Genomic DNA, 14608 nt, shown 5'->3' on the forward strand with positions numbered 1-14608 from the left:
CTTCTCGGTAGGACTCCCGAAGAAGAACGGCGGGGGGGGAATTACGGTTAGGAACTTTTTCTATATACATGGCTATCATTCTAGCAAAGGGAGAGAATTCTTGTCCATTAAGAAATGTTACAAATTACATGGGTACATTAAGAAAAGTTAAGGGGCGTATCCATTGATGGATAAGGGTTTTCGGTTATTATAGTATATATGTATGGGATAAGTTCAGGTATCAGGATTGTACAACGATTTTTCGCGGGATATTGAAAAGCATAGACACTATTAATAATAATTCTCAATAGTTACCTCGGTCATAAGGATCAAAGCCTTGCTGGACAAGGCATCGACGCACCTCAACGAAAACTCTAGATTTTCAGCCATTGTGTCTAACCCGCGAAAAATGTTGAGAACCCCCCCATTCCATCGGCATGAAACAATAACCCACATTCCGCACCCTAAAGTGTCACATTGAAAATTTTATCTAAATCGTCAAAACGATTGCCGGCTCTGAATTACAGGCTAATTTGTTTGCCCAGCAGATGCACAATTAGCCCTAAAAATCTGATAGCTCTGATACCAAATTATTGAGATAAACTCTCATTAAGCCAGCGATCGCTGACTAGAGTGTGACACTTCATAATCCTTAATAATCGCTAAAAGTTTTACTATACAAGGGCTAGAGCAACTTTTGATTTCGCTGAAACAATCCACTACAACTAAACTATGGTTTGATAAAAATTATGGTTAGCTTAAATGTCAGAACCCCCTTAATCACAATTTTTGAGGTACCATTATTTTGTCAAGAATCTAGGCTACATAAGTAAAAATGATAACACCTTTAAATGCTAGATAGATTACATACTATTTCCCAAGGAGATAGCAGTATTTGTGTGGCTGTTTTGGATGGGCCTGTTGATCAAGCTCACCCTTGCTTCCAAGGCGCAAACCTTACCTATCTGCCCACATTGGTGCAAGAAGCCGCTAAAGTTGATGGCAGTATGTCCATGCACGGAACTCACGTTGCCAGCATTCTCTTTGGGCAACCCGGTAGCCCCGTTCAGGGAATCGTACCTCAATGCAAAGGCATTATCATACCGATTTTTGCCGATGACCGTCGCCGAACTTCCCAGCTAGATTTAGCTCGGGGAATCGAGCAAGCCGTTCATGCCGGAGCCCACATCATCAACCTCAGTGGGGGTCAACTCACTGACTTTGGTGAGTCCGATGGCTGGTTAAAAAATGCTGTTCGTTTGTGCCGAGAGAATAACGTCTTGTTAGTGGCAGCAGCAGGCAATAATGGTTGCGAGTGTTTGCACGTTCCGGCAGCTTTACCGTCAGTGCTGGCCGTCGGGGCAATGGATGCCCAGGGGAAACCCCTCGACTTTAGCAACTGGGGGGAAGCCTACCAAACTCAAGGCATCCTGGCTCCAGGGGAAGATATTCTGGGAGCCAAAGCTGGGGGGGGAACCCACCGATTAAGTGGAACCAGTTTTGCTACTCCTATCGTTTCTGGTGTCGCTGGGGTATTACTCAGCCTTCAACGGGAACAGGGAGATTCCCCCGACCCCCAAAAAATTCGTCAAATTTTGTTGCAGAGTGCTTTACCCTGTGAACTTGACTTGCCAGAAGAAAGCCGGCGGTGTCTGGCGGGCAAACTTAATGTCTCTGGAGCAATCACGTTACTAAAAGGAGAAAAAATGTCTGAGGAATTTTCGTCTGTGGCGGCATCAGAAGTAACAGCAGCAGGTTGTGGTTGTGGAGGCACGTTGAGTGCTACCCCCCAAGAGCAAACGACTCCTAGCTTAACTGCTGTGGCTTCCAGTCCATCGGCTGGGGCTGTCCCCAGCGACACTCCCAACTTAAACAACTTAATTCAATCATTCCCTACTGCTGTAACTCAACAACCAACTATGCCCAACTTCACTGCTAATTCCGTTACTGCCAGCCAAGCTCCTAGCGAACTCGCCGAGATGGGTCAGCTTGTTTATGCTCTAGGAACCCTTGGTTATGACTTCGGGACTGAAGCCCGTCGGGACTCGTTTAAACAACTCATGCCTCCCTTTGATTTAGGTGGAGGACTCATGGTTCCCGCCAACCCCTACGACGCCCGTCAGATGGTGGACTATCTAGGGGAAAACATCTCCGAGGCGCGATCGCTGATTTGGACATTAAACATTGAACTGACTCCGGTTTATGCGATTGATCCGGCTGGCCCCTTCGCCGCCGAGTCCTACCGCGCCCTTCAAGAACTCCTGGCGGGTCAAATCCAACCGGAAAACGATGGCGAATATGTTGAACGGGTAAGTATCCCCGGTATTTTAACTGGACGTAAGGTTAAACTCTTCTCCGGTCAAGTCATCCCGGTGATTGAACCCCAAAGCACCCGTGGTCTCTACGGTTGGAAAGTCAACAACCTGGTCAGCGCAGCGATGGACGCGGTACAAGCTGAAGATGGCACTGCTGACGAAGACCGGATTCGCAAAACCTTGGATGGCTTCCTCAACCGCATCTACTACGACCTCCGCAACTTGGGAACCACTTCCCAAGACCGCGCCCTTAACTTTGCCGTCACCAACGCCTTCCAAGCCGCCCAAACTTTCAGCCAAGCGGTAGCCGTTGGCATGGAACTCGATAGCGTTACGGTAGAGAAAAGCCCCTTCTGCCGGATCGATAGCGACTGCTGGGATGTGAAGCTGAAGTTCTTCGACCCGGAAAACAGCCGTCGGGCTAAGAAGATTTTCCGCTTTACCATTGATGTAAGTGACCTAATTCCTGTCACCCTCGGCGAAGTTCGTTCTTGGTCTTCTCCCTACTAAGGAGCCGCACAATTTTAGTGAGAGTGCAATATTAGACCCCACTCTCACTAGGAGATGCAGATGTGTTCAGTTAATTAATACTCTCCATAGGGAGAATCCTAAACTATGCGACTTCCTCTATTATCTCCCCCGATTGAACGTCCCCATTTCATCCAGCCAGGACTGTGCGTGGATCTAGAAAATGGTCGTCCCGAAGATTTGGTGCATATTCGGATGGATCTGCTCCATGCCGCTAACTATAACGATCCTGCAGCCTTTGCCAACCGTAGTTTCAACCAAGTGATGCACTCTAGTGCCAGCCAAAGTTCAGCCAGCCAGGGCTGGGGCGGCTTTGGCAGCATGGCAGGATTCTATTAATGGGCTGCTAATCACTCGCCCTCAGCCAACCCTAAACATCCAAGGACACTATGAGCAAGAACAAAACCACAACAACATCCTCGGAAGTCCCCTCTAACCCTGAACCGAGCAAGTCTGAACCGAGCAAGTCTGAACCGACGACGATCACAACGCCTGAACCCAAAAAGTCTTACGTTCCCACTTCCCAGACCGGGCTGCAAGATTATTCCTACTGGTGCCAATACGTCAAGGATCAAGCCAAGAAATCAGACAAAGACCCTAAATCCTTCCGGCGCGGTCGCATTTGGGCTTAACCCCTAGCTGCTGCTGCTGGTCTTGTTATCGTCCACTTAATCACTGACTGTTCGTTCTATGCAATCCACCCCACTGCTCCAAATTCAACCCCACTTTCATGTCGAGGTGATCGAGCCAAAGCAAGTCTATCTCCTTGGCGAACAGGCTAACTATGCCCTGACTGGACAGCTTTACTGCCAGATTTTGCCCCTCTTAAATGGGCAACACAGCCGTGAGCAGATTGTCGAAAAGCTGGATGGGGAAGTCCCAGAAGAATACATCGACTATGTACTCGATCGCCTCGCTGAGAAAGGTTATCTGACTGAGGCAGCCCCGGAACTGTCCTCGGAAGTGGCGGCATTTTGGAGCGAGTTAGGGATTGCACCTCCGGTTGCTGCGGCAGCTTTACGGCAGCCTGTAACCCTAACCCCAGTGGGCAACATCAGTGAAGTGACGGTAGCAGCCCTGACAACGGCTCTGCGGGACATTGGTATTTCCGTGCAGACCCCAACGGAAGCAGGTTCTCCAACGGCGCTCAACGTCGTCTTAACCGATGACTATTTGCAGCCCGAACTCGCCAAGATTAATAAACAGGCACTAGAGAGTCAACAAACTTGGCTACTGGTCAAACCTGTAGGCAGTGTGCTGTGGCTGGGGCCTGTGTTTGTTCCGGGCAAGACGGGGTGTTGGGACTGTCTAGCTCATCGGCTACGGGGCAACCGGGAAGTGGAGGCATCGGTGTTGCAGCAAAAACAAGCCCAGCAGCAACGTAATGGTCAGTCCGGTTCTGTAATCGGTTGCCTGCCTACCGCACGGGCTACCCTGCCTTCTACCCTGCAAACGGGGCTACAGTTCGCGGCAACTGAAATTGCCAAGTGCATTGTCAAGCACCACGTCAATGCCACTGCACCGGGTACTGTGTTCTTTCCCACTCTCGATGGCAAGATTATCACCTTAAACCACTCGATTTTGGACTTGAAAAGCCATATCTTGATTAAGCGATCGCAATGTTCAACCTGTGGCGATCGCCAGATTTTGCACCGGCAAGGCTTTGAACCCGTAAAACTGGTATCGCGTCGTAAACACTTTACCCATGATGGCGGTCATCGTGCGTTTACTCCAGAGCAGACCGTACAAAAATATCAACATCTGGTCAGCCCCATAACTGGGGTAGTGACAGAACTGGTCAGACTCACCGATCCGGCTAATCCTTTGGTGCATACCTACAAGGCAGGTCATGCCTTTGGCAGTGCTACAACTCTGCGGGGTTTACGGAATACTCTGAAACACAAGAGTTCTGGTAAGGGTAAAACTGATATTCAATCCCGTGCCAGTGGGTTGTGTGAAGCCATAGAACGCTATTCGGGCATTTTTCAGGGAGATGAACCCCGGAAACGGGCAACCCTGGCGGAACTGGGAGACTTAGCCTTACATCCTGAGTCATTGCTGTACTTTAGCGACACCCAATATGCCAACCGGGAAGAGTTAAATGCTCAGGGTTCAGCCGCCGCTTATCGCTGGATTCCTAACCGTTTTGATGTTAGTCAAGCGATCGACTGGACACCTGTATGGTCATTGACGGAGCAGAAGCATAAATATGTCCCTACTGCCTTTTGCTACTACGGTTATCCTTTGCCCGAAGAACAGCGCTTCTGTAAAGCAGATTCTAACGGTAATGCTGCGGGTAATACTTTAGAAGAGGCGATCCTGCAAGGATTTCTGGAACTGGTAGAGCGCGACAGTATCGCTATGTGGTGGTACAACCGGATACGTCGTCCTGCTGTGGATCTGAGTACCTTTGATGAACCCTATTTTGTTGATTTACAGCAATTCTATCAGCAACAAAATCGGGAGTTATGGGTGTTGGATGTAACTGCTGATCTAGGGATTCCAGCCTTTGCAGGGTTTTCACGGCGCACGGTGGGTACTTCAGAACGGATCTCCATCGGCTTCGGAGCGCACCTCGATCCGACTATTGCGATTCTCCGCGCCCTAACTGAAGTCAGTCAAGTGGGATTAGAGTTAGACAAAATACCGGACGATAAGCTTGATGGCGAGTCCAAGGACTGGATGCTGAATGTCACAGTGGAAAATCATCCTTGGTTAGCGCCCGATCCCTCTGTGCCCATGAAAACTGCCAGTGATTACCCGAAACGTTGGAGTGATGATATTCACACCGATGTGATGAATTGTGTCAAAACTGCCCAAACAGCAGGACTAGAGGTGATGGTCTTAGACCAAACGCGACCGGACATCGGTTTGAATGTGGTCAAGGTGATTATCCCAGGAATGCGAACTTTTTGGACGCGGTTTGGTCAGGGACGGCTCTATGACATACCCGTAAAGCTGGGATGGCTCGATGCGCCACTAGCTGAAGAGGAATTGAACCAGACCAACATCCCCTTTTAAGTTTTTTAAAGTTTAGGGGCGACAGATTTCTCTACATATCCTTGCCCCACCAAGCTTCTTCCCAAAGAAGAAGGGGACTGACCCACCCCTAACGGGTTAACAAAGCAAACAACAAGATGAGGATTACTCCAATGGATAAGAAAAACCTTCTGCCCAACCAAGGCGCACCTGTCATCCGTGGCATCAGTGGTAAACTCCCCAGCCACTTAGCTGAACTCTCTGAGGAAGCTCTCGGTGGTAATGGTCTTGAAGCCTCTCACTGTGCCTGTATTTGCGCTTACGATGGTGCAGAAGCCTCTCACTGTGCCTGTATTTGCGCTTACGATGGTGCAGAAGCATCTGCTACTGTTACTATCTGCGCGTTTGACGGTGACGAAGCGTAAGGATAGCCTATACCAAATCTGTGGAGATAGGGTCTATCCGACTGATTAGCCTATCTCAACCGGATTTAGTGTATTCGTTTATTTGAGAAAACGAGGTTAAAGATGTTGAGTCGCACTCCAAACTTTTTCCTAGATTGGGTAAGATTTTCTCATCTACCTCGTTTTCTTTTAATTGGGTTTTTAAGTTCTCATTGTACCCAATTGGACACGACTTACGCAGCCACAGCACCTGTAGGGGCAATCCCCTTACCATTGGTATAAAGGGACTAAAACCCAACAACAAACCTACTGGAAATGACCCTAACTTCTATGCTGACAAATAATCATCTCAAAGCCCGTCGTCTTCAGTTTTTGCGGAGCCATCAAGAGGCTTTTGATGTGGAGCCAACCTTTATGCTTTCGCTGTTTGAAGAAGCCGTCCTTGGCATAGAAGAAACTTGTGGTGTTGAATCTAAATGTAATGTGGAAAAAGATCAATTATTCGCCATTGATTTTCAGGTTTGTAATGATCAAGGACGTACTTGGCCAATGTCTTTGACCCATGCGGTCAAGTTTATGGATAAAATTGAAAGTACAGTAGGTGTTCGACTTAATCGTAATTTGCTGGAGCAGTTTGCCACATTACACCTGGACTCCCATAAAATACAGGACAACACAGTCGGAATTGACCTAAGACCGAAAAATGAGGATTCTTGTCTAAAAGTATATCTGCATCTTGCCCCAGAAGAAGAGCCTGAAGAATTAGTCAAAACAGCACTGCAACTTGATGGTGGTAGCTATTCACCTGAACTCCTACAGGTATTACTCAAAAGCACTATTCTAATAGGGTTTAATCTTTTCTTGAATGGCTACAGCGATCTTGAGTTATGGGCGACTTGTCCGGGAGAGCAATATGAAGTCCCCAATTCAGACCGAGGCAAATATTTGAAACAGTATGTACAGAATAATTTTTCCCAGAAGATCAATGATTTGTTGAGAGAATCCACTTTTTTGGTAGTTTCTTTTTTTCATAAAAAAGAGCCAGTTATAATATTTCATTATGAGGATATTAAAGAGATACCCAAGAACTTCTTATTGAATAGTTTAGGGGATAGAATCTACAGCTTTTGTCAGGGTCAAGATTGTATGACTTATGCTGGAGTAGCTGTCACAGAGCGGGAATTGGAAAAAGACAGGTTAGAAAACTTTAGTATTCTTTATAATCAACGGGATGAATGTAAACCTTTGTTGCATATTAAAAAACGAGAAGATTTTAGTTAGTCTTCTCCCCCTCTCCCCGTCTCTACTTTAGTTATGCTTACTGCCTAAGAATATGGGAATAGAATTTAACCATTTATATGTTACCCTCGACGCAGAAACCCTAGATTCAATTGCCAAATCAGAGTTTATTAGCCAAGAATTCTGCACAATATCCAGAGATACTGTAAAAACTGATACAGAAAGTTGGACGGGAATTTATCTCAGAGGAAAACATTCCTATCTAGAGCTTTTTCCTCCCGGCGGTGCTGAAGGGTTGAGGGAAGGTTTTTCTGGTATTGGTTTTAATAGTCAACAAGCAGGAGAGATGGATATTGTACAGGAAAAGCTTAGACCCTTATTAGGAGCTAAAGAAATACTTTCTGATTTGCAAGTTCGTCAAACCGAAGTTGGAAAAGTTCCCTGGTTTTATTATTTGTCCATCAACCCAGTAGAGAGAGAAGCTTTTGCTTCATGGTTGATGGAATTTCATCAGGATTATTTAGATTATAAAAACATCAAACTTACCAGTGATGGTTGCTTTAACCGTGCTGCTTATCTAAAAACCCTTGATACTTCCGAAACCTGTTTATTTGATGACATATCAGAAGTTCATCTTGAATTGACTTTATCGGAACAGGAGGAGTTAGCATTACTCCTTCAATCTTTTGGCTATGACTCATCTAGCGTAGGAGATATTACTACCTATCATTCCCATAATTTTATGATCAAAGTATGCCAGAAAGTTGCTCGCCGTTATCGAATTTGCAAGGTTGTTTGCACTCTCAAAGAGCAATTACAGCAGGAAAAAACCTTTACTTTTGGTAAAAATGCACAGTTAAATGTGGGTCGCTCGTTAGCAATTTGGGAGTTTGGATAACTCAAATAATCCATAAAAATTAAGACAAATTTCACCAATTGCTGTTTTCATTACTCCACCTATTTAATACCGTTTCCTATTATTAATCATGATCAACAATTGTCCTTTTGCTATTTCCCTTAACCCTGATGTCCAAATCATCGACACTAAAGATGGCTATACCCTGCACGGAGCAGAATCTGAGCCGAATACTTGGCTAACCTTAGCAATAACGTCTTCAAAACTGCTCTTCTCTTTCCCTACTCTTCTTCTAGTGCTTCCTGCTGAATTGAAAATCGTTGAATCCGTCTTTGAATATCTGCTAAAATGCTCCGTACCTCGTTTAAATCACTTGTTAACAAATGGTCTGATAAAATGTCAAGAACTATATCTAAATCAACAGAATAGTTTAACAACAGTAAAAGGATATCATTTTCATAAATGCTGGCCCGGCTAAATTGTCCTTGACGATAGAGAGATGGCAAGGCATAACACTTTAAAATTAGGAGTCCTACCACTGTGACACATCGAACTTTTCGGTTTCCAAAGATCTGCTCTGCTACAAACTCTTGCGATATTTTTCGGAAGAGCTTATTTTGGGTTAACAATACGTCAACTTGTAACCCATCAAATCTTCCCCGAAGAAAATTTTTATCTTCACTCTGGATACCAATCTCTGGTAAAGTGTCAAGATCGGCACGAGCCAGGATCAGGTCAATATCTTGAGTATTGCGACCCTCCACATAGCTGAGTAGAGCTACCCCGCCAACGAGAACATAACGAATTTCTCGTTCAGCAAGCGCGTCAAATAATCGTTCAACAGTCTGAAAAAAATCAGAACTTTCTGACATTACACCACCCCAATTCTTAACATCAAATAAGATTCCATTTCTGATAATTTCACCGATCGCTGCTGTCATTGATTCACTGCCCAATCATCGTTCTCCATTATCCATCAATATGAACAATTGCCCTTTTGCTATTTCCCTTAACCCTGCTGTCCAAGTCACCAGCACTAAAGACGGTTATACCCTGCACGGAGCAGAATCTGAGCCGAATGCTTGGCTAACCGTTGCCACAACGCCCGGAATGGGTATGGCTCTTGATAGTCTCAAGGCAGGCAACACCACCCCTGAATTACTCGTGCAAGGGTTAGCCGAACTCGAGGGTCAGGCAGCCGGGGAACAGTTTGGGCAGATGCTACAACAATTGGATGAGCGAGGTTGGTTGAGTTATGCCGTGTTACCCCTAGCAGTGGTGATTCCGATGGTGGATTCCGCCGAGTTGAATCTCACCGAACCCTACTGGACACAAACCCGCCTCAGCCTCTCCCGTTTTGCCTATCAGCATCCCTACGAAGGCGCGATGGTATTGGAGTCCCCTCTGTCGAAGTTTCGGGTCAAGCTCCTCGACTGGCGAGCCAGTGCGATCTTAGCTCAACTGGCCCAGCCCCAAACTTTAGGATCACTGACACCACCGCCGTACTTGGGTGCAGAAACCGCCTATCAGTTTCTCAACCTGCTGTGGGCAACGGGGTTTCTGACGGCTGACCCCGAACCCCCCTCGCTTCGGCTTTGGGAGTTTCATAACTTGCTGTTCCACAGTCGCAGCCGCTTGGGTCGCCATGACTACCCTGTTATAGACTATGATCTGGAACAATGGTCAGATTTCCCAGCAGTAAAGCCACCCATGAGCGACAAAATTGTGTCGCTGCCACGTCCGAACTTGCAAGCATTGATGTGTAATGATGCCACCCTTACGGAAGCGATCGAGACACGGAAATCCGTTAGGCAATATGATGATAACCATCCGATCACTATTGAACAACTGGGAGAGCTACTTTATCGCACTGCCCGTATTAAGGAATTGCTTTCCGCAGAAGATTGGTTTGGGAAAAATTGGCGGGAACAATTAAGTTTTGAAGCAGATATTGACTATGGGGAGTTAAGCCGTCGCCCTTATCCGAGTGGTGGGACAATGTATGAATTAGAAATTTACCCAGTAGTACGGCTTTGTGAAGGCTTGAGTCAAGGAATCTACCACTACGACGCACTAAATCACCAGCTAGAGCAGGTTATTGTCACCCAAGACGACATTTTTGCTCTATCAGGCTATGGTCTGCTAGACTTATTAAAATTAAACGGATTAGGAACACCACAGGTACTTCTAGTAATTACAGCCCGATTTGGTAGACTATTCCGTAGATATCGCTCTGTAGCTTATGCGTTAGTGCTGAAGCACGTTGGAGTATTACAGCAAAATCTCTACCTAGTGGCGACGAATATGGGATTAGCTCCCTGCGCGATTGGGGGAGGTGATAGCGATGCTTTTGGGCAAACAGTTGGTTTAAATTATGTGGAAGAGTCGGCTGTCGGGGAATTTCTGCTCGGCTCGTTGCCTAACAGCAATGTTGAAGCAAGTGGGCTGGAGTCGATGGAGGTGGATGGCTCAGAAGAACCTGCTGAGGCAACTGTCTCAGCCAGTGACACAGGATTGGCTGGAATGGAGCTTGAGCCTGATTCTGGTGAACCTGAGCCTGGTCAAACAGAAATATTGGGAAATCAGCTTGAGTCAGTTGGGTTAGTGGCAGAAATTGCCTCGGCTGAGATAGGAGAAAGTCCTGAAAATACCTCAGAGCAAGTTGAAGAGACGGAGGCTGAGGCTGTTGAATTGACGGCTTCAGATGCGATCGCCCAGACTCCAGATTCATCCAGTGTCGCTGAGGGAGAAAAATCAGCAGGGGTTTGGGCCAGTGAAGTTGAGAGTTCTGCAACCCAACTATCGATCGCACTCCATCCCCATGACCTGGACGATCGCATTCCCGGACTGGCTGAACTTCACAACCAAACATTAGGCGATCCTCGGATCACGATTGTAATTCTAGATGGCAACCCAGACCACACATTATCCTGTTTTGCTGGAGCCAATGTTTCTAAGGTGTTTCCCTACTGGCACGAACCAGCACCTCCCATCAGCCCAGAAGATTACGCCACCTTCCAAGCCATCCGAGACCAGGGGCTAAAGGGCAAAGCGAAACAAGAGGCTCTTGAAAGTGCTATACCCAACACCATAAATCGTGTTGAACTCAATGACCATGCCTGTCATATCACCAGTACCATCGTGGGTCAAGAACATAGCCCTGTTTTTGGCATTGCTCCCAACTGCCGAGTCATCAATATGCCTCACGATGCCGTAGTTACGAGCGACAATGGTATAGCTCTGAGTGGCTATAACGAGGTGCTGTCTCCCCTCAATTTAGCCCGTGCCTTCGACTTAGCCTTAGAGTTGGGTGCAAATATTATCCACTGCGCTTTTTGTCGCCCCACCCAAACCGGAGAAGGGGAAGAAATCCTAGTTAAAGCGATTAAAAAATGTATTGATAACAATATCTTGATCGTCTCGCCGACGGGGAACAATTTAGGCGAATGCTGGTGTATGCCTGCTGTGCTGCCGGGAACTTTGGCAGTGGGAGCAGCAAAGGTTGATGGTACGCCCTGCCACTTTAGTAACTGGGGCGGCAATAATGGAGAAGAGGGTATCCTTGCTCCCGGTGAAGATATTTTAGGGGCGCAACCTTGCACTGAAAAACCCGTGCGTTTGACAGGAACCAGTATGGCGGCTCCGGTGATGACGGGTATTGCGGCGCTGTTAATGAGTTTGCAAGTGCAACAGGGCAAACCCGTTGATGCTGAAGCCGTGCGGACTGCACTGCTCAATACGGCAATTCCCTGTGACCCAAACGTTGTAGAAGAACCAGAACGCTGTCTACGCGGCTTTGTGAATATCCCTGGGGCGATGAAGGTGCTGTTTGGACAACCTTCTGTTACCATTTCCTTTGCAGGCGACCAAGTGACCCGCACAGAATGGGCTGGCTATGGCACGGCAATCGCAGGGGATACGTCGAGTATTCCTGCTGGGATTACTGCGATCGCAGTAAGTTCGGTTGGAGACTCTACTATGACAATGCAATCGGCTACGCCAATGGCGGCCGAAGTAGCGGTAACTGCGGCGGCTGACCCGGCTACGGTGGAGGCTAGTACCGCTTTTTCGGGCCATGTTTATGCTCTGGGAACCTTGAGCTATGACTTTGGCGATGAAACCTGTGTTGATACCTTCAAAGAACGGATGGCTCCGGTAGAAATGGACAGCATCTTGGTTCCGCCAGACCCCTACGATCCCCGTCAGATGGTTGAACACCTCGATCGCAACCCAGACGAAAGCCGTTCGTTGATCTGGACGTTGAGCCTGGATGGAGACACGATCTATGTCCTAGAGCCAACAGGAGCGTTTTCAGACCAGATCTACGAGATGTTTGTGCTGATGTTAGTAGGTCAACTGGAACAAGAAAGCAGTGATGAATTTGTAGAACGAATTAGCATCCCCGCCCGACAAACTAACCGCACAGTTGAACTATTCTCTGGTCAGGTTGTGCCCGTCGTGAAGGTACATGATATCCGAGGAATGTACGGCTGGAAAGTGAATACCCTGGTCAACGCGGCGATGGTGGCGATCTCTCGTCAGGTGGACGAAGCCCAAGCACCCCTCATCCAACAAGCTCTGACTTCGTTCCTCAACCGAGTCTACAATGATCTACGCAATGTGGGTCAGACTTCGCGCGATCGCGCCCTCAACTTCGCCGCCACCAACATCTTCCAAGCAGCTTCCGTCTTTGCGAAAGCGATCGCCGAGCGTCGTCAACTCGACACTATAGAAGTCGAAAAAAGCCCCTTCTGTCGGCGAAACAGTGACTGTTGGGATATCAAGCTAGAGTTCTCTGACCCAGAAAGGAGTAGTCGGGGACGCAAGGTTTTTCTATTTACCTTGGATGTAGTGCTTCAGATGCCCGTCACTTTGGGTAAAATCAAGAGTTGGTCAATGCCTTCGCGTTCTGAACAAACCTGATCTACAACAAAATGGGCTACCAACCTAAGTGTCGGCGTAAACAGAAGGTTCGTGTCACCAGGTGCAGCCTTGGGAAGTTTTGCAAAAATGACCCATTTTTTCGGCGAAATTAGACCTCTTGCAAAAGTCTTAAGTCGATCCTTGTACAGCAACATTTTTGAAGATTATCAACTACTAATAAATAATTAACTGAAAGTCCCTCCCATTATTGTTTCTATCGTTTGTTTTCTCTTGATGATAGCAGTCAAGGCAAAAAATCGACCATCAAGAAAAAACGAGCGATCAAAGGGCAAGGGATCCGCCACAGCTTCCCCCGGCTTTTAGGCAGAATAGCATCTAATACCATTTCTCTAAATGAAAACTACACATCGAATTTAAATCCCCCTTTAAGTTCCCCTTTTTAAGGGGGATTTAGGGGGATTAAACTTCTGTAGTCAGACTTTGGAGAATTGGTATCTAATTAAATTAGATGTATGGTATAGCTACCACAAGCACAGGTTATGCCCTTTTGTCAACGGGGAAGTCCAGATATACTATTAAAGAATCATCTCCCCGCAGCAAACACCATGCCAGTTAAAGGCCAGGCCAAGACTATAGGAATGCTCATTCCCACCCTTTTACAGGGGGATGTAGAGGGGTGGAGAAATACGGGCTGGGCCGGCGTTACCTCAACCACCGAGGAACTGCTCCGCTATTGGTTTGAAGAGGAACGGGACGGCGCTAACTTTCATCCTTGCCAGCGACAGGCGATCGAAACCATCATCTACTGTCACGAAATTCTCGGCATCCAAAACCCCTACCAACTCTATCAAGAGTTCGCACCTGGACATCCCCGTGTAGCAGAAGCGTCACGGTCAAAGACACTACAGGATGAACTCGCTCCTATTACCTTCCCTAAATACTGTCTCAAAATGGCGACGGGGAGCGGTAAGACTTGGGTGCTTAATGCCCTGCTAGTGTGGCACTATTTCAACGCGCTCAACGATGAACGCCCCGGATTGTTTAGCCGTCGCTTTCTCATCGTCACGCCGGGTAAAGAAGTCCAGAAAAGAATCCTAGATGCTGTTAAATTGGGTGGCGAAGCTGACATCAATAAACCCCTATTCATGCCCCCCGGTGTGCGGTGGCGAGAGCGCTTCAATTTTGAGCTTTACGAACCGAGCGACTTCCGAGAAAACCTTACTCTCACCAATGACTCGTTTGTAGTGGTGACGAACTGGCAGCAGTTTCGCTTCGCTAAAGATGACCCGTCCCTCTGGGAAGATTTATTCCTGGACTTCCCCGTTGACAAAAAGCCATAACCTATGCTGTAGGAGGGATTAAGAGAATTTCCGCCGCCCCGTTACTGGGTACAAATCAGGGAAACTCCCAATAAATCTAACGCT

Annotated in this window: 10 protein-coding genes; 9 read left to right on the forward strand and 1 reads right to left on the reverse strand. The window is 47.2% G+C overall.

Translation table 11 applies throughout. The features are described 5' to 3' along the window. Positions 1–830: 830 nt before the first annotated feature. From EWV60_RS14780 to EWV60_RS14810, 7 genes are all read left to right on the forward strand, one after another. Entirely contained in the window at positions 831–2804 is a 1974-nt protein-coding gene (locus EWV60_RS14780) for a S8 family peptidase (RefSeq protein WP_193978817.1), read from the forward strand. Positions 2805–2909: 105 nt separating this feature from the next. Continuing rightward, positions 2910–3161: a cyanobactin biosynthesis system PatB/AcyB/McaB family protein gene (locus EWV60_RS14785; protein WP_036403234.1), complete on the forward strand. Its 252-nt coding sequence runs from the start codon at positions 2910–2912 to the stop codon at positions 3159–3161. Between the two features lie 50 nt (positions 3162–3211). Then, on the forward strand, positions 3212–3454 hold the full coding sequence (locus EWV60_RS14790; protein WP_193978820.1) for a cyanobactin biosynthesis PatC/TenC/TruC family protein: 243 nt from the start codon (positions 3212–3214) through the stop codon (positions 3452–3454). A gap of 58 nt (positions 3455–3512) precedes the next feature. Next, positions 3513–5843 carry a TOMM precursor leader peptide-binding protein gene (locus EWV60_RS14795; protein ID WP_287233050.1) on the forward strand — a complete coding sequence of 777 codons (2331 nt, stop codon included), beginning with the start codon at positions 3513–3515 and terminating at the stop codon, positions 5841–5843. Positions 5844–5974: 131 nt separating this feature from the next. Then, positions 5975–6226, forward strand: coding sequence for a microcyclamide/patellamide family RiPP (locus tag EWV60_RS14800; RefSeq protein WP_353734398.1), 252 nt, complete (start codon positions 5975–5977; stop codon positions 6224–6226). A gap of 294 nt (positions 6227–6520) precedes the next feature. Continuing rightward, the gene (locus tag EWV60_RS14805) at positions 6521–7486 is read left to right on the forward strand and encodes a LynF/TruF/PatF family peptide O-prenyltransferase (protein ID WP_287233054.1); all 966 of its coding nucleotides are present in this window, start codon (positions 6521–6523) and stop codon (positions 7484–7486) included. Positions 7487–7538: 52 nt separating this feature from the next. Beyond that, positions 7539–8342: a DUF5829 family protein gene (locus EWV60_RS14810; RefSeq protein WP_287233055.1), complete on the forward strand. Its 804-nt coding sequence runs from the start codon at positions 7539–7541 to the stop codon at positions 8340–8342. A gap of 239 nt (positions 8343–8581) precedes the next feature. On the opposite strand, the gene EWV60_RS14815 is transcribed toward EWV60_RS14810, so the two are convergent. Continuing rightward, on the reverse strand, positions 8582–9241 hold the full coding sequence (locus EWV60_RS14815) for a nucleotidyltransferase family protein (RefSeq protein WP_002734633.1): 660 nt from the start codon (positions 9239–9241) through the stop codon (positions 8582–8584). A 40-nt stretch (positions 9242–9281) separates the two neighbouring features. Between EWV60_RS14815 and EWV60_RS14820 the strand changes: the two genes are divergently transcribed. After that, positions 9282–13223 (forward strand): PatA/PatG family cyanobactin maturation protease, encoded by a 3942-nt coding sequence (locus EWV60_RS14820; protein WP_287233057.1) that lies wholly within the window; start codon positions 9282–9284, stop codon positions 13221–13223. 566 nt (positions 13224–13789) lie between these two features. Continuing rightward, a complete protein-coding gene (locus EWV60_RS14825) occupies positions 13790–14524 on the forward strand; it encodes a DEAD/DEAH box helicase family protein (protein ID WP_287233059.1) in 735 nt (244 codons plus the stop codon). The last annotated feature ends 84 nt before the right edge of the window (positions 14525–14608 follow it).

It is taken from the genome of Microcystis sp. Msp_OC_L_20101000_S702 (assembly GCF_007095705.1).
GTDB lineage: Bacteria > Cyanobacteriota > Cyanobacteriia > Cyanobacteriales > Microcystaceae > Microcystis > Microcystis ichthyoblabe_A.

What these genes read in the sequence shown, in the direction of transcription:
- EWV60_RS14780 (WP_193978817.1), top strand. Translation starts at nt 831, where the DNA reads ATGCTAGATAGATTACATACTATTTCCCAAGGAGATAGCAGTATTTGT.
- EWV60_RS14785 (WP_036403234.1), top strand. Translation starts at nt 2,910, where the DNA reads ATGCGACTTCCTCTATTATCTCCCCCGATTGAACGTCCCCATTTCATC.
- EWV60_RS14790 (WP_193978820.1), top strand. Translation starts at nt 3,212, where the DNA reads ATGAGCAAGAACAAAACCACAACAACATCCTCGGAAGTCCCCTCTAAC.
- EWV60_RS14795 (WP_287233050.1), top strand. Translation starts at nt 3,513, where the DNA reads ATGCAATCCACCCCACTGCTCCAAATTCAACCCCACTTTCATGTCGAG.
- EWV60_RS14800 (WP_353734398.1), top strand. Translation starts at nt 5,975, where the DNA reads ATGGATAAGAAAAACCTTCTGCCCAACCAAGGCGCACCTGTCATCCGT.
- EWV60_RS14805 (WP_287233054.1), top strand. Translation starts at nt 6,521, where the DNA reads ATGACCCTAACTTCTATGCTGACAAATAATCATCTCAAAGCCCGTCGT.
- EWV60_RS14810 (WP_287233055.1), top strand. Translation starts at nt 7,539, where the DNA reads ATGGGAATAGAATTTAACCATTTATATGTTACCCTCGACGCAGAAACC.
- EWV60_RS14815 (WP_002734633.1), bottom strand. Translation starts at nt 9,241, where the DNA reads ATGACAGCAGCGATCGGTGAAATTATCAGAAATGGAATCTTATTTGAT.
- EWV60_RS14820 (WP_287233057.1), top strand. Translation starts at nt 9,282, where the DNA reads ATGAACAATTGCCCTTTTGCTATTTCCCTTAACCCTGCTGTCCAAGTC.
- EWV60_RS14825 (WP_287233059.1), top strand. Translation starts at nt 13,790, where the DNA reads ATGCCAGTTAAAGGCCAGGCCAAGACTATAGGAATGCTCATTCCCACC.